This is a genomic window from Paenibacillus ottowii (genome assembly GCF_006874425.1).
Classification (GTDB): Bacteria; Bacillota; Bacilli; order Paenibacillales; family Paenibacillaceae; genus Paenibacillus; species Paenibacillus ottowii.
In genome coordinates, this window is the sequence record NZ_VIJZ01000004.1 from 101,836 (window position 1) to 119,258 (window position 17,423).

The 17,423-nt window shown below is 42.7% G+C and carries 17 protein-coding genes and 1 pseudogene; 16 read left to right on the forward strand and 2 right to left on the reverse strand.

The features are described 5' to 3' along the window. Positions 1-58 precede the first annotated feature (58 nt). Positions 59-946 (reverse strand): LysR family transcriptional regulator, encoded by an 888-nt coding sequence (locus FKV70_RS10540; protein WP_142612803.1) that lies wholly within the window; start codon positions 944-946, stop codon positions 59-61. A 124-nt stretch (positions 947-1,070) separates the two neighbouring features. Between FKV70_RS10540 and FKV70_RS10545 the strand changes: the two genes are divergently transcribed. The 4 genes from FKV70_RS10545 (at position 1,071) to FKV70_RS10560 (ending at position 5,756) form a co-directional block, all read left to right on the forward strand. After that, complete coding sequence (locus tag FKV70_RS10545; RefSeq protein ID WP_063213092.1) at positions 1,071-1,742, forward strand: O-methyltransferase; 672 nt, start codon at positions 1,071-1,073, stop codon at positions 1,740-1,742. A gap of 357 nt (positions 1,743-2,099) precedes the next feature. After that, positions 2,100-2,846: a DeoR/GlpR family DNA-binding transcription regulator gene (locus tag FKV70_RS10550; RefSeq protein ID WP_142612804.1), complete on the forward strand. Its 747-nt coding sequence runs from the start codon at positions 2,100-2,102 to the stop codon at positions 2,844-2,846. A gap of 2 nt (positions 2,847-2,848) precedes the next feature. After that, a complete protein-coding gene (gene pfkB / locus FKV70_RS10555; RefSeq protein WP_142612805.1) occupies positions 2,849-3,760 on the forward strand; it encodes a 1-phosphofructokinase in 912 nt (303 codons plus the stop codon). A gap of 67 nt (positions 3,761-3,827) precedes the next feature. Continuing rightward, complete coding sequence (locus FKV70_RS10560; RefSeq protein WP_064796208.1) at positions 3,828-5,756, forward strand: PTS fructose transporter subunit IIABC; 1,929 nt, start codon at positions 3,828-3,830, stop codon at positions 5,754-5,756. A gap of 169 nt (positions 5,757-5,925) precedes the next feature. Here FKV70_RS10560 and FKV70_RS10565 read toward each other — a convergent pair whose 3' ends face one another. Next, positions 5,926-6,801, reverse strand: a complete 876-nt coding sequence (locus tag FKV70_RS10565; protein ID WP_142612806.1) for a LysR family transcriptional regulator — start codon at positions 6,799-6,801, stop codon at positions 5,926-5,928. 112 nt (positions 6,802-6,913) lie between these two features. On the opposite strand from FKV70_RS10565, the gene FKV70_RS10570 reads away from it, so the two are divergent. From FKV70_RS10570 to FKV70_RS10625, 12 genes and pseudogenes are all read left to right on the forward strand, one after another. Next, complete coding sequence (locus FKV70_RS10570) at positions 6,914-7,300, forward strand: tautomerase family protein (RefSeq protein WP_142612807.1); 387 nt, start codon at positions 6,914-6,916, stop codon at positions 7,298-7,300. Then, positions 7,297-7,632, forward strand: a complete 336-nt coding sequence (locus tag FKV70_RS10575) for a carboxymuconolactone decarboxylase family protein (protein ID WP_142612808.1) — start codon at positions 7,297-7,299, stop codon at positions 7,630-7,632. Before FKV70_RS10570 ends, FKV70_RS10575 begins: the two co-directional genes overlap by 4 nt. A gap of 195 nt (positions 7,633-7,827) precedes the next feature. Then, positions 7,828-8,733, forward strand: coding sequence for a LysR family transcriptional regulator (locus FKV70_RS10580; RefSeq protein WP_142612809.1), 906 nt, complete (start codon positions 7,828-7,830; stop codon positions 8,731-8,733). 120 nt (positions 8,734-8,853) lie between these two features. After that, positions 8,854-9,993 carry a 5-methyltetrahydropteroyltriglutamate--homocysteine S-methyltransferase gene (locus FKV70_RS10585; protein WP_142612810.1) on the forward strand — a complete coding sequence of 380 codons (1,140 nt, stop codon included), beginning with the start codon at positions 8,854-8,856 and terminating at the stop codon, positions 9,991-9,993. A 324-nt stretch (positions 9,994-10,317) separates the two neighbouring features. Then, a complete protein-coding gene (locus tag FKV70_RS26550; RefSeq protein ID WP_244310712.1) occupies positions 10,318-10,746 on the forward strand; it encodes a serine hydrolase in 429 nt (142 codons plus the stop codon). A 211-nt stretch (positions 10,747-10,957) separates the two neighbouring features. After that, a complete protein-coding gene (locus FKV70_RS26555; protein WP_244310713.1) occupies positions 10,958-11,455 on the forward strand; it encodes a hypothetical protein in 498 nt (165 codons plus the stop codon). 1,034 nt (positions 11,456-12,489) lie between these two features. Further along, positions 12,490-13,300, forward strand: a pseudogene (locus FKV70_RS26560) (transcriptional regulator); the annotation flags it as partial. Between the two features lie 224 nt (positions 13,301-13,524). Continuing rightward, a complete protein-coding gene (locus FKV70_RS10605) occupies positions 13,525-14,169 on the forward strand; it encodes a response regulator transcription factor (RefSeq protein WP_244310727.1) in 645 nt (214 codons plus the stop codon). Positions 14,170-14,365: 196 nt separating this feature from the next. After that, positions 14,366-14,539 (forward strand): gallidermin/nisin family lantibiotic, encoded by a 174-nt coding sequence (locus tag FKV70_RS10610; protein WP_142612812.1) that lies wholly within the window; start codon positions 14,366-14,368, stop codon positions 14,537-14,539. A 156-nt stretch (positions 14,540-14,695) separates the two neighbouring features. Further along, positions 14,696-15,424, forward strand: coding sequence for an ABC transporter ATP-binding protein (locus FKV70_RS10615; RefSeq protein ID WP_058712047.1), 729 nt, complete (start codon positions 14,696-14,698; stop codon positions 15,422-15,424). After that, positions 15,421-16,254, forward strand: a complete 834-nt coding sequence (locus FKV70_RS10620) for an ABC transporter permease (protein WP_058712046.1) — start codon at positions 15,421-15,423, stop codon at positions 16,252-16,254. The genes FKV70_RS10615 and FKV70_RS10620 overlap by 4 nt, the downstream gene beginning before the upstream one ends. A 12-nt stretch (positions 16,255-16,266) precedes the next feature. Beyond that, entirely contained in the window at positions 16,267-17,034 is a 768-nt protein-coding gene (locus FKV70_RS10625; protein WP_142612813.1) for a hypothetical protein, read from the forward strand. Positions 17,035-17,423 lie beyond the last annotated feature (389 nt).

Here is a 17,423-nt window from a genome sequence, read left to right on the forward strand (position 1 = left end):
CAGTCATGGCTCTTGTTATTAAAAGAAGGCGCAAGTGTACACAGGTATCCCATGCTTATTAAGAATGATCGCGAATAAGCTGGATGAAATTCTGGGTAGCCGCTGACAGTGGCTCATTTTTGCGAGTACAAATAGCGATTGAATTGAGAAGCTGGACATCCTCCACATATACCCGACATAGCTCACCGCGTTCTACATATTCACGCACGACCAGTGAGGACACAAAGTTTGCACCATAACCGGCAATCACTGCGGTAATCGCCTCATGCAGCCCTGTGAAGTTAAGTGTGACTTTGGGGGCAGGGGCATTGTAGGTTCGACATAAGGAAAACAATCTCTCTCGTGTCGAGCTTCCCTTCTCACGCATAACAAAGGGCTCCTGCATCATTTCCAATAATGAAACCTGCTGATTCGCATACCGATGATCCGGCGCTACTACAAACCATAGCTCATCACGAAATAATTCTTCGGTCTGAATCGTATCGGAGTACTGCTCAGGCAGTCCTCCATAGATCGCCAAATCTACTTCGATATTCAATAGCTGCTGCAAGGCATCATTGGAGTTCGTGGTATGAATCGTCATTTCAACATGTTCATATTGCTGTTTGAATTTTGCGATCCAGGCCGGAATGAGGAAATGAGCCGGTAAATAAGTAGCAGCCAGCCGAATATGACCATGGGCTCCGTCACGATAATCCTGCGAAAATTGTTCGATTTGCTGCTCGACAGCAAAAAGCCGTTTGGCGAGAACAGCAAGCTTTTCACCAGCATCGGTCAAAGCAATGCCTCTTCCCAGCGGCATGAGCAGAGTGAGGGATATTTCTCTTTCGAATTTTTTAATCTGGGCTGTTATCGCAGGTTGGCTAATATTTAATAGCTCAGAGGCACGTGTCACACTCCCTGTAGAGGCGACCACGTGAAATAAGCGTAATGCATGCAGGTTCAAGGCCGGACTCCTTTCTGACAACTCATATATTTAAATTATGAATAGAGCAAAAACATATATTATTTTTATAATAGTAATTCATTTACAATCAAATTGTAAGTTAAAGCCAAAGGAGAGTGAGCAAATGCATTCAACGAATACGTGGGAACAAGTAGATCAGTATATCTCGAAGCGTCTTATTCCGCATGATGCTGTCTTGGAAAAGGTATTGGTTACTAACCAACAGGCAGGATTACCTCCGCATGATGTGTCGCCTAATCAGGGAAAGCTATTAAATATCTTAGCTCAAATGCAAGGCGCACGACGTGTGTTGGAGATTGGTACCTTGGGAGGCTACAGTACAATCTGGCTGGGTAGGGCGTTGCCGACAGATGGAAAAATAGTTACGCTGGAAGCCCATCCGGTTCATGCTAAAATCGCTCGGTCGAATATATCGTTGGCTCAGTTGGATAGAATGGTGGAACTTCGAGAGGGAGACGCATTGGAGCAGTTGACACAAATGAAGGAGGAGGGCGTTGCACCTTTTGATCTCATTTTTATTGATGCGGATAAACCCAATAATCCATTATATCTGGAGTGGGCACTTCGTTTTTCACGTTCTGGCACCGTTATTATCGGGGACAATGTTGTCCGTGAAGGGGAGATCATTCAAGCTTACAGCACAGATCCTCGTGTGCAGGGCGTAAGAAAGTTTTATGATTTGCTGGCTGAGGAATCGAGAATTACAGCTACAGCCATTCAGACCGTGGGGAGCAAGGGATATGATGGTTTCGTTATTGGAATCGTTAAGGACTGAGTGTCAGGGACGTTAAGCGTCCAAAGAGCTAAACACTGAGGAAGAAGTCCTGGTGTTTAGCTCTTTTCTAACTGAATAAGGCTGGGACGAATGGCACGTAGAATGGTAAAATAGTGCTGATTGAAGTGTCAGAACGTTTTTGAATGTTTACTGCTGAATTTCCATGTAAGAAGAATGAATTTACATAAAAGCAGATGAAATTTCTTTGAAATGTAAACGCAATCATGCTGATTAGAGCAGGAATTCACCATTTTGTAAAAAAATGAAGTTGGAATGAATTTTTTTGAATCTTTTTGAAGAAAAATGATTGTTTTTTGCTAGGTTTGTGGTACGATAAGAACAGTTGGGGGAATGAAGATGCTGACGGAAGAAAGATACAAGTTAATAATACAGCGCTTACAAGAGCGTGGTGTTGTAAAGTTGCAGGAATTGGCTGATCTCTTGGGAGCTTCTGAGTCAACAATTCGGCGTGATTTGATAGATCTTGAAGGCCGTCAGTTGTTAAAGCGGATTCATGGAGGGGCAACCTTGCTGAATCAGAAAAGTCAGGAACCCGGCATGGAAGAAAAAACGTTCAAAAACGTTCAACAAAAAAACGCAGTCGCCCGTATGGCAGCTAAAGAAATTTTAGATGGTGAATGTATCTATCTGGATGCGGGAACAACAACGATGGCGATGATTCCTTACATTGAGGCTAAAGACGTGACGGTCGTGACAAACGGTCTCTCCCACGTAGAAGCACTGGTAAGCAAACGAATTAGAAGCTATCTACTGGGAGGGATGATGAAAATTCATACCAAAGCCGTAATCGGGAGTATTGCCCTACAGAATCTGGACAATTTTCGATTCGACAAGTGCTTTCTGGGAACGAACGGGGTAGATGTGGAGATGGGGTATACGACTCCTGATCCAGAAGAGGCGCTGATCAAGCGGCGTGCCCATCAGCTGTCCGGCAAAACATATGTATTGGCCGACTCCAGCAAAATTGGAGAAGTCACGTTCGCCAAACTATTCGATCTCAAGGAAGCTGTCCTTATTACTGAATCGGTGCCAGAACGTTCACGCCGAACTATAGCTCAGAAAACTAAGATAATCGAGGGATAACAATGATATATACAGTAACACTGAACCCTTCCATTGATTATATCGTGGAAGTCGACGATTTGAAGCTCGGTGATTTGAACCGGATGAAACGTGATCTAAAACTGCCAGGAGGCAAGGGAATTAACGTATCACGTATATTGAACCAACTGGGAGCAGACAGCACGGCGATTGGTTTTCTCGGAGGTTTCACAGGCAGGTTTATCGACGATACATTGCGGGAAGAATCCATTAAAACTGATTTTGTAATGATCGAAGATGATACACGGATCAACATTAAGCTTAAGCATGGTGATGAAACAGAAATTAACGGTTTGGGACCTGCGATTCGTGAGCAAGAGGCCGATGCATTGGTACACAAGCTGGCAAGTCTCCAAAAGAATGACATTGTCGTCCTGTCGGGAAGTATCCCGCCATCCCTTGGAGGAGACTTCTACGAACGATTGATTCGCGTGTGTCAGGACACCGGGGCTGAATTCGTCATCGACACTACAGGTGAAGCGCTGATGAAGGCTTTGGTTCATAAGCCGTTGCTCATTAAGCCCAATCATCATGAGCTGGCTGAGTTGTTTGGCGTAACTATTCATTCAGAGGAGGAGATCGTCACTTACGGTCGTAAACTGCTGGAAGCAGGTGCAAAAAATGTACTCATTTCCATGGCAGGAGAAGGAGCTTTGTTCATTACAGCTGATGAAGTGTATCACGCAAATGTACCAGCAGGAACGGTGAAAAATTCTGTAGGCGCAGGTGACTCTATGATTGCTGGATTTGTAGGTACGCTGGCTCTTCATGGCGATCCGATCGAAGCCTTCCGCGCGGGAGTGGCTTCCGGAAGCGCAACTGCGTTCTCCGATGATCTGGCTACGAGAGAGAAAATTGAACAATTACGGCCGCAAGTCACAATTTCAAAACGGTAATCCGGCTGCATCATGAGCTTATTATGCGTGTGTATACACGCTGACCGAACTTAGGAGAGTGTGAACAATGAGAATAACAGACCTGATGATTAAAGAAACGATGATCATGGACCTGCAGGCAACGACAAAGGATGGGGCGATTGAGGAACTCATCGCCAGTCTCGAAGCAAGCGGGCGTATTAATGACCGGGCCTTGTTCAAAGAAATGATTTACAAACGCGAAGCCGAATCCAGCACTGGAATCGGCGGCGGTATTGCGATGCCGCATGCCAAGACCAAAGCTGTGAATGAAGCGACCGTTGTATTTGCCAAAAGCAGTAAAGGCGTAGAATTCGAATCGTTGGACGGCGAGCCAGCGAAAGTATTCTTTATGATTGCAGCTCCAGAGGGAGCAGCGAATACGCATCTTCGCACACTGGCTGCTCTTTCGCGGTTGCTCATTGATACCGATTTCATCGATAAACTGATGAACACGCAAACACCAGATGAAGTAACAGAGCTATTTGATACCAAACAGGCTGAAGAAGAAGCTGCCAAGAAAGCCAAAGAGGCCAAGAAAGAGGCAGCCAAAGCACAGCAAACACCGGAGGTAATCGTTGGCAACCCAGATTCTGACGAGTTTGTGGTTGCGGTGACCGCTTGTCCTACTGGGATTGCGCACACGTTTATGGCTGAAGACGCTCTCATTAAGAAAGCGAAAGAGATGGGTGTCAATATCCGGGTAGAAACGAACGGCTCGGAAGGCGCACAAAACGTGCTGACAGCGGATGAAATTCGCCGTGCCAAAGGTGTCATTGTTGCAGCTGACAAGAAGGTTGAAATGGCCAGATTTGACGGTAAACCTGTATTGCAAAGACCGGTAAGTGACGGTATCCGTAAATCTGAAGAATTGATTCGCAAAGCGCTGAACGGTGATGCGCCAATTTACCGTAGTGAAGGCAAAGGCAGCGCTGAAGACTCGAAAGCCGAGAAGACCAGCGTGGGCAGTAAAATTTATAAGGATTTAATGAACGGGATTTCTCATATGTTGCCATTCGTTGTCGGTGGGGGGATTTTGTTAGCGATTTCCTTCTTGATTGAACAAGTGGCAGGAGAAGATAATGTATTTTTCCAACTGCTGCAAACGATTGGCGGAGGAACAGGTGCATTCCACTTCCTGATTCCAATACTGGCCGGATTTATCGCAATGAGTATTGGAGACCGTCCGGCACTGATGCCAGGTATGGTCGGTGGTTTGATGGCTGTAAACTCCAATGCAGGCTTCCTCGGCGGTCTGGCAGCTGGTTTCATGGCCGGTTATGTAGTTATCTTCCTGCGTAAAGCTCTGGCGGGTCTGCCGAAAGCTCTGGATGGTTTAAAACCGATCTTGTTATACCCTGTATTTGGACTCCTAATTTCAGGCGCTATTATGTTCTACCTGTTTGATCCGATTTTCGGTGGTATTAATACGTGGCTTGTCAATGTTTTGAACAATTTGGGAACAGGTAATGCAGTTATTTTGGGTCTGATTCTGGGCGGAATGATGTCGATCGATATGGGTGGACCTTTCAACAAAGCAGCTTACGCATTTTCGATCGGTGTCTTTACTTCCAGCGGTAACACAAACGGGGCTATGATGGCAGCTGTTATGGCTGGCGGTATGGTACCACCACTGGCGATTGCACTGGCTTCGACGTTCTTCAAAAATAAGTTTACCGAGCAAGAACGCAAGTCTGGCTTGACAAACTATGTACTCGGATTGTCTTTCATTACGGAAGGTGCCATTCCATTCGCGGCTGCTGATCCTCTGCGTGTCCTGACCTCTTGTATTGTAGGTTCAGCGATCGCTGGTGGTCTGACGCAACTCTGGAAAATCAATCTTCCAGCTCCACATGGCGGGATTTTTGTAGCAGCTCTTGCCAATCATGCTTTGCTATTCTTGCTTGCAGTGGCGATTGGGGCCGTGATTTCTGCGCTCATTTTGGGACTGTGGAAAAAACCAGTCGAAGCGAAATAACGAGCATCACCATAGCATCACCAGAGTATCAAAAAAAAAGAGGAAAACATCTCCTTGGCCTTTCAAATAGTAAAGCCGCTAAACACAGGTTTCTGAGTGTTTAGCGGCTTTTTCTTTATGGTAAGGCGTCGCCTCTGCCCATATAAGCTTATTAGTGGTTATGGCATTGCTATAACCTACAAAGCTCCTTAACCAACTCCATAAACAGCCTTCTGGCCGAAGTCAGATATTGGGGTTGCTGATTGTTTTGTAACAGTCCAATGGGGATATTCGGGTCTGATAACTGGAGAGGGATGGTGACCAGTTCCTCCGGCAAAGGCATTGACGACAGAACCACTCCAACCGAAGGGATCGTACTTACGAATGAGGGAATAGACGAGATTTGACTGACGGTATAAAAAAATGGCATCGACCGGAAGCGGGAAAGCTCTTTCTCCAGCCGTATATGGTACAGGCAGTTCTTACCTCCAACGATAAGCGGGTACTCATACAGATCTTCGAGCTGAAGCCCATTTTTTGCCGCGAAGGGATGACTGCGGGACACGATAAAAGCAATTTGTTCGTGATATAAAGGTTCGAAATGTAAGGATGGAACCGAGTGAGGTTCTCCGGAAATTGCAAAATCGAGTGTGCCGTCCACCAAAGCTTTTGAGAGCGTATCCGTGTTCCCCACTGTAAAATGGCACGTAATATTCGGTTTATGCTCCCGAAATTGTCGTAGAATCAAAGGCAGTGCGGTAGTAGCCACAGTTTCAATCACGCCGATATGGAGCGTGCCAATCTCTTCTTTTTTCAGTGATTTCGCTTGGTCTATTACAAAATTCCAATGCTGAATAAGTCCGTCAACCTCTTCGGCATATATTTTTCCTGAGGCGGTTAATTCTGCATCCCAGCCTCTTTTAAAAAGCTGAAATCCCAGCTCTTTCTCCAGCCTTTGGATTTGGTTCGTGACTGTAGATTGTGCGTAGTTTAATTTGGCGGCAGCCTTGGAGAAGGTTCCTTCTTCAATAATAGTACGAAACGTAGTTAACTCTTTCAGATCCATGCGAACTCATTCCTATCGGTAAAATTGAATATATTTATGATTATTTTCAATTATACAGATAAAGATAAGGGGAGTACAATCATCTTATCCCAACGGATAGGAGAGAATGAATATGCCCTTTGTAAAAGTAAGCTACATGGAGCAGCAATACACAGAGCAAGAGCTGCCTGGCATTAGCCGCTGTATCATGAATGCTTTAATCGAACATTTTCAGGTCCCGCCCAAGGATTACTTTCAGGTTTTTCATGCCCATAGGGCGAGCGAGTTTTATTATAGTCCCGACTATTTGAATGTACCCAGAACAGGCAAGCTGCTGTACATCCAAATTACGATGGGATCGGGTAGAACTACCGAACAAAAAAAGAGTTTTTATCAAAGGTTAGCCGATCTCATCTCTATTGAATGTAAAGTTAGACCGGAGGATGTATTTGTGACACTGATAGAGACTGAATTAGAGGATTGGTCCTTTGGCAACGGACTTGCCCAAATGATCTTATGAAGCATAAATTAATCAAATCGAGTGTTCGGGAATCGATCGGTGATTTTGCACCTGCTTTTGTAAGCTATACGGAGGATGTTCTTTTTGGCGATGTATGGAAGAGAAGTGAGCTATCTCTCAGAGAACGGAGCCTCATTACAGTTGCCGCTCTGGTAGCGGGTGAGCATGTGAATCAACTTCCTTATCATCTGAAACTAGCCAAGGAAAACGGGATTTCGGAAGAAGAACTGGTTGAGGTCATTACCCAGCTAGCTTTTTACGTAGGATGGCCGCGGGCAGCCTCTGCAATTCAGGTGGCCAAAGATGTATTTTGCAAAGATAAAGAGCGATAAGCATGATCCTAAAAAACGCCGGGCACTAGAGACGGGATTGACTCCTTAACGTGACAGAAATCAAGACACCTTCAAGAGAATGCAACCATGTTGTAAGATATGGAGACAACATTGGGGGTGTTTCTATTCCCTTTTCCAGGAGGGTGATCATGTATTATATAATAGAAGAAACACAAGCGGAAAGGACATCATGCATTGACCCTACAACAATTAAAATATGTCATCGAGGTTGCCAATCGTGGCTCTATGAATGAGGCGGCGAAGCGGTTATTCATTTCCCAGCCCAGTCTGTCCAACGCGATTCGCGATCTGGAGGAAGAAATTCATATTACCATTTTTGAGCGTACCAATAAAGGTATCTCTTTATCCAAGGAAGGCGTGGAATTCCTCGGTTATGCGCGTCAGGTCGTTGAACAGGCGGAACTGCTGGAAAGTCGCTACCTGGATGCCAAGCCCTCACCACAGCATTTTGCTGTGTCCACCCAGCATTATGCTTTTGCCGTAAATGCATTCGTAAATCTGGTGAATCAATATGGACAGGATGAATATGAGCTGGCTTTGCGGGAGACCAAAACCCATGAAATCATACAGGACGTCAAAAGTCTACGTAGTGAGATCGGAATCCTGTATCTGAACGAATTTAATGCCAAGGTCATCAACAAGCTGCTAAAAGATGCAAATTTGCAATTCAACAGCCTGTTTACGGCCAAGCCGCATATTTTTATCAGTGCAAATAATCCGCTATCCCGGCAGTCTATCGTGACCATCGACCAGCTTTATCCTTATCCATATCTGTCCTTTGAACAAGGGGAATACAATTCTTTTCACTTTTCCGAGGAAATTCTAAGCACGTTGTCGCATCCCAAAAGCATTCGTGTCAATGATCGGGCAACCCTTTTTAATCTGCTTATTGGCTTGAACGGCTATACCATTTCTACTGGGGTGATCAGTGCGGACCTGAACGGTAACGAAATTATTTCCGTCCCTCTGGAATGTGATGAGTCTATTAATGTGGGCTGGATTTGTCATAAAAACGTCGCGCTCTCCAAGCTGGCTACGGTCTATGTAGAAGCCCTACATGAGGCGATCGGAGAACAATAAGTTTGATATAGCCTTAGGCTATAACTAGCTATAGTTTATTGGAGTTACCTTATAGCTGAAAATGTATGTTATCTTTCTTACAACAACTTCACTATAGAAGCGAAAAAGGAGATAACCCTAATGAGCAGCATCCTTGACAATGCATCCCAACGTAAAGTGACCCCGTTTAGACATGATATGGTCGGCAGCTTTTTGCGCCCGCAAGCGATTAAAGACGCTAGAATTCAATTTCAAAATAATGAAATCTCTGCGGATGAGCTGAGAAAGATTGAAGATGAAGAAATTATCAAGCTGGTAGAAAAGCAAAAATCCGTAGGTCTTCAAGCCGTAACGGACGGAGAATTTAGACGCTCTTGGTGGCATCTTGATTTTATGTGGGGACTGGACGGCGTGGAAAAGGTACAGCTTGCAAATGGCTACCAATTCCAAGGTGTGGAAACAAGGGCGGAAACCGCACGCTTGTCTGGTAAAATCGGACATTCCTATCATCCTTTCATTGAAGATTTCAAATTTTTGAAACAAGTCGCAGGAGAGGAAACAATCGCCCGCCAAACCATTCCTGCACCTGCGCAGTTCCTGGCTGAGCTGTTGCGTGGAGAAAATAAAGAAACAACCGATACGTATTACAGCAATCTGGATGAACTGGTGACAGACATCGCCAAAGCCTACAAATCTGTGATCCAAGCGCTGTATAATGAAGGCTGCCGTAGCTTGCAACTGGATGATTGCACATGGGGTATGCTCTGTGATAAAAACTACTGGGAAGCCAGACAGCATGCGGGTGAAAATGTGGAAGATACCAAAAAGCTGTTCGCTCGCGTGAATCAGGAAACGGTAAAGGATCTTCCAGCCGATTTGGTCGTTACAACCCACGTATGCCGTGGTAACTACCATTCCACTTGGGCATCTTCTGGCGGTTATGAGCCTGTAGCCGAAACCCTGTTTGGCATCGACAACATCGACGGCTACTATCTCGAATTCGATACCGACCGTGCAGGTGATTTCACCCCGCTTAAGCATCTGAAAGATGAAAAGCAGGTTGTATTAGGCCTCGTTTCCTCCAAAACGGGTGAGCTGGAAGACAAGCAGACGGTCATCAACCGTATTAAGGAAGCAACTCAATTCGTAGACATCAACCATATCTGCCTCAGCCCACAATGCGGTTTTGCTTCCACAGAAGAAGGCAATATTCTGACAGAAGAGCAGCAGTGGAAAAAGCTTGCATTCATTAAAGAGATTGCGGACGAGATTTGGAAGTAAGGGTTTAGGGGAATTGAATTGAAGAGACTCGTCATATTAAAACACGCCACTTGGGGGCGTGTTTTTGCATTTGAAAACCTACCTCCAGCACCTATAAAAAATGCACTATTCTCTAGTAGTCTAAACGTTTTATCACCACCATTTTGCTATAATAAATAAAAGTCTTAAACCGTTTGCATAATATCTATGATATTGCCTCATTGAGGAAACCGTATAGGCGATTAAGTGTATGATTTTATTGCTTCTAAAAGAACAGTAATTCTTGGGGGAACTGAGACGACTTATGTGAAACTTATCCTAAGCGTCTCCATTAAGGAGCAAAATATGATAATCATTGTATTTATAGTAGCTATGATTTTAATATTTGTTTTCATATTTATCATATTTTTTTTAATTGCGAAGCACCAGAATAATCAGAAAACAGAAATGGATGTTCTTAACTTTTTAATAGAAAATCCGAGTAAAGCTTCTTTATACATGATCAAAAATGGTATGGTGAAAATCAGCTACAATTCAGAAATTAAAATGCCGCTTGCCAGCACTGCAAAAGTGATCATTGCTATTGAGTTTGCTCGCCAAGTAGCGGCAAAATTATTAGACGAACATGAACTTGTGGCTTTAGAGGAACTAAATAAATTTTATATTCCTGGTTCGGATGGTAACGCTCATAATAACTGGATTAAATGGATTAAGTCAAACCTAAAGAGGTTCAAGGGAAAATTACGTTATTTGAAATTGCTAGCGGTATGTTAGCGTATAGTTCCAATGCAATACAGAATTTTTGATAGCGAGAATGGGATTAAGTGAGATAAATGATAATATAATAAAACTCTCGCTTTCCTCACATGATAAAATCTTTCCCTTTTCATCTGCGGGTTTAATGTCCTCCTATATACAAGAAACAGAAAAAATGTGCTTTAAAGAATCAATACAAAAAATAAGTGAAATGACCTACGAGGAATACATGAAAAAATCCATCGAAATACACCAAATATTAAATAGCGATGAGAGAATAGGATGTATTCAGAAATGGAACACCAAGCAGAATTATGCACGAAGGCTTCAAGTTCTAGAATCGCGAAGGCTTCCTCGTTCTACAACTAAGGAATATGCTCATATAATGAAGCTTATACACAAGGAGGAGCTAGTTCCTTCTTCTATAAATCCATATTTAAAACTGTTAGTTCAGCGACAAGTGGATAACTCCAAGCTAATAGAGTTTGGAAATAAAGGTGGATCTACCATTTCTGTTTTAACAGAGGCTTTATATTGCACAGATCGAGAAGGAAATGAATTTCAAATAGCCATGTTTATTCAAGATGAATCTGGGGTGGATCATATTTGGCTCAAGCAGAAGCTTGATTTGTTTTTTTACAAATTATTGACGGATACTGAATTTCAAGAAGAGGTAAGCAGCAAATTAACATATGATAAGGGAAGAAGTGATTGTTTTATTCAGTAAATCAGTAATATATTTGGTCTCTCATCATATTGGAGTGTGGAGACAACCGTAGTTGTAGAACCCACCTGTATTTAAGAAACAGGTGGGATTATACGGTTCTTATAATTTAGGAGATTACCAGCGAAGTTGACACCATCCGCAAAGTAGATATTATCAAATGGGAAATCTATTAATTACCTCATTGTATTCCTCCTGATCATTAGTGATTGCAGTTTAATAGACTTCTAATGACTTACGGCTTTCATGATCTGAATCCGGTTGGATGAGTTCATCATCAGTGCCTTACTTTTATAGCCAGGTTAAGAGAAAATGTCGCAGCTTTTGTGGAGACAGATTTTGAGTCATGCTGGCAGCTTCCGAAGATTTGGTTAGGATTTTGCAGACTCCCCAATCGGTGTATTTCTTCTTTTTGGAATCAGCATGCACGGTCAACATTTCCTTGAACGAATAAGGGAATGGTACAATACGATCCTTCTTCCCCTTGCCACTATTAATGCGGTCTGACAGTAACGGAAATCAACATCGACTAACTTGATATTAATCAGTTCACTGACCGAACGGCCGTGTACAGAATTCTCTTAACGATCATCATGCCTTGAAAATTCTTCGTCTGCCAGACAACATCATAAGATCGCTTTAGCTCCTCTTCTGTGGGTACTTAGGGGAGCTTCTTTGCTGCTTTGGGCACCTCGACTTCCAACTCTGCACGAAGGTGCTGGAAAAAGCTCTTCAGATAAGCATAGTTTGGGCGTTTTGATGTAAACCAAGCATTTCTGTTGCAAATTCGGATAAGCATCGGTCATGCCTGGTTACGGTCTAATAGCACAGGGGCGTTTTCCAATCAGTAATATTATAGATCGAAACGTTTGCAAAGTATCTAAATAGGTATAGTGAGTAAATTTTGATATGTATATGATTTTATTCTAAAAAATGGTATGATAAATTGCGGAAAGACCTATCCGATTCATCTGATTGCAGTAGTTCTCGTTTCATGAGTTGATTTTCTATATGTTCCTGATAAGGGGTGGTTATTTTTGTACAATACACCTACAGTTTCGGCAAAGTTTGATTATTATCTAAAACAAAATGATGTGACACTGGCTCAATTTGTGAATATTCAGTTGTCCATCAAAGAACACTTAGTATTGAATTATTCAGCATCGTTCTGTTTCCGTGCAGCAGCTTGATCGAATCACTGTGGCTATAGGTTTACCGGAAGGTCACTTTTACGATCTATACATAGAAAACTACATCATTGACCTCTCCCAAAACATGAGACGAATTGAACCATTGTTATATCGTTGTACGGAGCTGAGCAAGCTGGAAGCGATCCGTCGAATGATTGGACTTATGTACTTTCCCAGACTATATCAAATTGCAGAAACATTATTTCACAGCGACAATATGCTGCTGCACGGATGCTCTATTAGAATGTGGCAGAAGTGGAAAAATACCAGCACTCCGAGCGCTTAGCAGTCTGTCAGTACCGTATTTTCTCGATTCAGATTGGAGACAATCAAAGCCGAAATCCAATATTTGATGAAACATCAACAAGAAAGTCGAGGGCGTGATGATTCTGCCAAGAAGCTAAGTTGTCCCATGTTTGTGTACATCACCTATGCTGATCTATTGTGTGCTAGTGTCTGTGAAGCCCAAGGCGATTATCAACAAGCTCTACAATATACATATAACTACGCTGATTTAGATTGGGTCTTAGAGACTGATGAGGATACCCTACACTGGATTGGTTTGTTTCAACAATGGGCGGAAGGTAATACTTACACATTTAGGCTTTTATCAGAAGATATAAATGAACTACATGATTATGTTGAATATATCGCTGCAATATGAGGTAGTTCCAGCGTAGCTGATACCGCCTCTAGTAGATGAACGTATTTTTATGGGTAACATCTCTGGTGCTGTTGATTGTTGCATTTCAAGGAGGCCCATACGTTTAAGAAAACGTTGTCTAGTACCAAAAATCACAAAATGAACAGGAGGTACTTGCTGCGCTAAAAAATATACCTTTAGGTATGAGATTTGGGAATACTGCGTGGCTATTGCAAATTATGGGGGATATCGGTGTATTACATGTGGAGACTGATTCGGTATGGCGTGATTTAATCTGCAAATATGTGAAGCAGCAGCCAGATATGAAATATATCGCAGGTACAGCAACGGAGAAGGAAGCCATTCATTTTGCAGAACAGTATAAAGTTGATGTTATCGTGATGGATGTAACACTGACCTCTTCCCAGTACGATGGGTTGGATGCAGTGAGAGAGATTTTGATGAGAAAACATGTTAGCATTATTATTTTATCTTCAGAAGATAATTTGGAAGTAATTGCAGACTCCTTCAGCGTTGGAGCTGTCAATTATATTAAGAAGAAGAACTATACGGATATTGCTGCGGCTATTCGCGATGCGTATCATAATCGCGTAGCAATTCACCCCGACGCTGCTAGGGTGCTGCGCGATGAGTTCCGCAAACTAAGATTGGAAGAGCTTAAATGCTCCCTTACGCGGACCGAGCGACAAGTAATCGCGTATTTGCACGAAGGGTACTCTAAATCAAAAATAAGCGAAGTTCTGCATGTTGAACAGGAAACAATAAAAACACATGTGAAACATATACTCACAAAGCTAGATGTAGGTAGTTGCAAAGACGCAGTTAAAGTAGCAAGACGGCGAGGATTGTTTGACAACAATTAAGTTATGCGATAGGGGGGGAGAAAAATGTCACCCTAGTAAAAAAAATGAAATCTATAATATAATTTGTAATAGAGGAGTTGGATCGCGCTATCTGTATTGGCGCCGGTATAGATTGCTATCACTGCTTCTCTAATTGGGAATTTGTCTAGTTTGGTGAAATACCAAGAGACAATGAAAATCTTAGGAGGTAGTTATTATGGCTAATAATCAATTTGATCTTGATGTACAAGTAAGCAAAAATGTTGGCAAAATCGAGCCTCAAGTTACCAGTTGGTTTGCTTGCACTGGAGGATGTCTCACTGGGTCTAATTGTGGATCTAGTGAATGCGGAACTGTGCCTTGTGGTAAAACAACGTCGAAATATTGTTAATAAAAACCAAGTATGAACATATGTAGTCAGTAATGTTAACGTTCTGCAGGCTTCTGTCTAGTTGTTAGTCGTGTGGGCTAATGCAAGACAGAGGTCTGCACTTTTTTGTGGTGAAATTAAGAGAGAAATCAATATAGCATACAGAGGTGTGAACTGATGACCAAGCTGATTCTGGAAGTGGATCGTGTGACGAAGCGAATAGGTAATAAGACTCTTATTCAAGAGACGTCCTTTAAATTGGAAAAAGGTATGATCTACGGATTTATAGGCCCTAATGGAGCAGGAAAAACAACATTAATGCGATTAATGACAGGGCTTATCCAGCCAACAAGCGGAGCGATTCGCATTGGGACATATGATGTGCAAAAACAGAGAAAACAGGCACTAGCTAATGTAGGGGCGATTATAGAATCCCCCATCTTTTTTGAGTATATGACCGGAAGGCAGGTGCTTCGAAATTTATCTCGATTGCACTCTGAAATTCGCTCTGCAGATCGAGAAAAGCACATCGATCAGTTACTCCAGAGTGTGGAATTGCAGTCCCGAGCAGATGATAAAGTGAAGACTTATTCGTTAGGGATGAAGCAACGATTAGGTATTGCGCAAGCTATGTTAGGGTCCCCCGACCTGCTGCTTTTGGATGAGCCATCCAATGGACTTGATCCGCTAGGTATGCGGGAGCTTCGTAATCTGATCCTCCAACTGAGGGAATCACGAGGTTTATCATTCTTCGTATCCAGCCACCTTCTAGATGAGCTGCAACTCATGTGTGATCAACTTATTGTTATTCGAGCAGGGGTGGTCATATGGACGGGTAATGTGAATGATTTGATTGTGGATGGTCAGAGGCTAGAAGACGCATTCTTGGAGTTGATGTTGTCATGAAAGTGTTAATCAGGATTGAATTCGAGAAGTTGATCCACCAGAAATGGACATGGTTCATGTTAGTTTCTTGCATTCCATTTGCTTATGCATTGATAACATATTTTATGTGGGTTGATCAGCGGCATTTACCTGATAGCCCATTCTATGTAGCTGCGAGCATGTCGGCATCGAGAGGGATGAAAGAAAGTATATATTTATTTGGGAACTTAATGGTTGCGCTGTTGGCTGGTCTCTTATACACAGAAGAGTTTCAGGGTGGTAAATTGCGAATGTTTTTTTTAAGAAGCTATTCTCGGGGTCAAATCTTTGTTAGCAAATGGATGATAATGAATTTATTCATCCTATTAATGATGGCCATTTTAGGCGTATCGTTTACGATCTTTGGCGTAATGAAACTTCCATCTCCCCCAGAGGTAATGATATCAGGGAATAGGATTCCTTCCACAGATGCTGCAATACTATTCTATACTTTGAAACAATATGCACTTGATTTCGCTACATTGATCGGGGGGGGCGGTTTGTTTATTTGGATTGCTATGTACTGTAGGACTGCGGCTCGTACAATTGGTATTGCGACGATCTATATCATTATATCAATGTTTGCTACAAGTATTTTCGATCCGGGAAGTCCTTTAATAACGGAAAATGCATTCTTGCTTGCCTTGATTTATGCAGGGTTGATTCCAGGTATGCAGATTGTTGGTGTCGAAAAGGCATTGTCGGGCGATGAATATGCACAAATTTCAATAGCAGTGGGTTTAGTTATTTACTTTTTCGTATGTATTGTAGCTGCTCGTAGAAAATTTACGAGAGCAGATTATTTAAATTAGGAGTGTTGGCGTGTGAGCACTGGCTTGTGGATCAGTGAACTGGAACGGATATGGAAGGGGAAGCGGATTCGAACGTTTGGATGTGCTTATCTGCTCGCTCTATTGATCGATATTGGATTTTTACGTCTAACAGGCGGTATTCAAATTGACCTAAGCCGGTGGTTTTCGGTTGATGCACTAAATCTGCCCATATTTATTATGAAGGATATGTCGTTCTTGTTGCAATTGTTTGTGTTGCCAGGCTTATTTGTAGAGTCGCTTGCTGATGAGATACATTCGGGAGCGTATCGCATATATATGTTACGTTCGTTCGATCGCTATCAGCACTGGCTAGTTAAATTACTTACACAGATCGTTTTGATTGTCACGCTTATCTTTGGAACAACGCTGGTCTCGCTAGCGTGTGGATGGTTGTTCTTTTCTCATCCGCAATCGACAGAGGTGTACTTAGTGCCAGAATCGATTGGATATGCCGATGTATTGTGGCTGACGATCCAATACGATTTCCTTCTTGTGCTGACTAGCATTGCGGTGCTTGTGATATGCAGTGTTTTTTCTATCCTTATCACACGAGTTTCAATTGTGTATGCATGCACTATTTTAGGGTTGCTTGGCAGTTATGTCATCGTCTCTGAACTTCGTTTTCTGCATGATCCGTTTGTCAGTATTTTGAGAGTACTTTGCGGACAAGGAAGTATGATCTTCTGGGTGTATTTAACCGGGATTATTGTGATATGTCCAACCATCAGTTTCTGGATTTGGAGTAAGAGAGGAATGTAAAAGCATGCATATGAGACCATTAAATGAAAAGAAGAAGCCCCCACGAAAGGAAGACAGAAAAAAGATAATCCGCTGTTTGTTTTAGGGTGTAGTAAAGGTGGATGAATAGATTGGACACATAAAATTGAGAAGATTACACCGTGGGACGGTACACATGTTCACATTGGCTGGGCGTTAAGTACCGGATGGCAGAATGAATTCGTTTGCCATTATAGAAGCAGGTAATTACTCGAATATGCTCTTCATGGCTTGTACACGCATGATCGTAGCAATTGCCTTAGCTGCTCATGTTGCTTTTCATCCCGTATTTCTGCAATCGTGCTTGGTATTCCAGGAAGGCATATTGACTACCACGATCTGAATGGTGGAGAACTTCGTCGCGCGGTCCA

Excerpts from the sequence above, each read along its gene's own strand:
- pfkB (WP_142612805.1), top strand. The coding sequence starts at position 2,849 with ATGATATATACAGTAACACTGAACCCTTCCATTGATTATATCGTGGAA.
- FKV70_RS26555 (WP_244310713.1), top strand. The coding sequence starts at position 10,958 with ATGAAAAAATCCATCGAAATACACCAAATATTAAATAGCGATGAGAGA.
- FKV70_RS10615 (WP_058712047.1), top strand. The coding sequence starts at position 14,696 with ATGACCAAGCTGATTCTGGAAGTGGATCGTGTGACGAAGCGAATAGGT.
- FKV70_RS10575 (WP_142612808.1), top strand. The coding sequence starts at position 7,297 with ATGAAGCATAAATTAATCAAATCGAGTGTTCGGGAATCGATCGGTGAT.
- FKV70_RS26550 (WP_244310712.1), top strand. The coding sequence starts at position 10,318 with ATGATAATCATTGTATTTATAGTAGCTATGATTTTAATATTTGTTTTC.
- FKV70_RS10565 (WP_142612806.1), bottom strand. The coding sequence starts at position 6,801 with ATGGATCTGAAAGAGTTAACTACGTTTCGTACTATTATTGAAGAAGGA.
- FKV70_RS10585 (WP_142612810.1), top strand. The coding sequence starts at position 8,854 with ATGAGCAGCATCCTTGACAATGCATCCCAACGTAAAGTGACCCCGTTT.
- FKV70_RS10550 (WP_142612804.1), top strand. The coding sequence starts at position 2,100 with ATGCTGACGGAAGAAAGATACAAGTTAATAATACAGCGCTTACAAGAG.
- FKV70_RS10545 (WP_063213092.1), top strand. The coding sequence starts at position 1,071 with ATGCATTCAACGAATACGTGGGAACAAGTAGATCAGTATATCTCGAAG.
- FKV70_RS10605 (WP_244310727.1), top strand. The coding sequence starts at position 13,525 with ATGGGGGATATCGGTGTATTACATGTGGAGACTGATTCGGTATGGCGT.
- FKV70_RS10560 (WP_064796208.1), top strand. The coding sequence starts at position 3,828 with ATGAGAATAACAGACCTGATGATTAAAGAAACGATGATCATGGACCTG.
- FKV70_RS10570 (WP_142612807.1), top strand. The coding sequence starts at position 6,914 with ATGCCCTTTGTAAAAGTAAGCTACATGGAGCAGCAATACACAGAGCAA.
- FKV70_RS10610 (WP_142612812.1), top strand. The coding sequence starts at position 14,366 with ATGGCTAATAATCAATTTGATCTTGATGTACAAGTAAGCAAAAATGTT.
- FKV70_RS10620 (WP_058712046.1), top strand. The coding sequence starts at position 15,421 with ATGAAAGTGTTAATCAGGATTGAATTCGAGAAGTTGATCCACCAGAAA.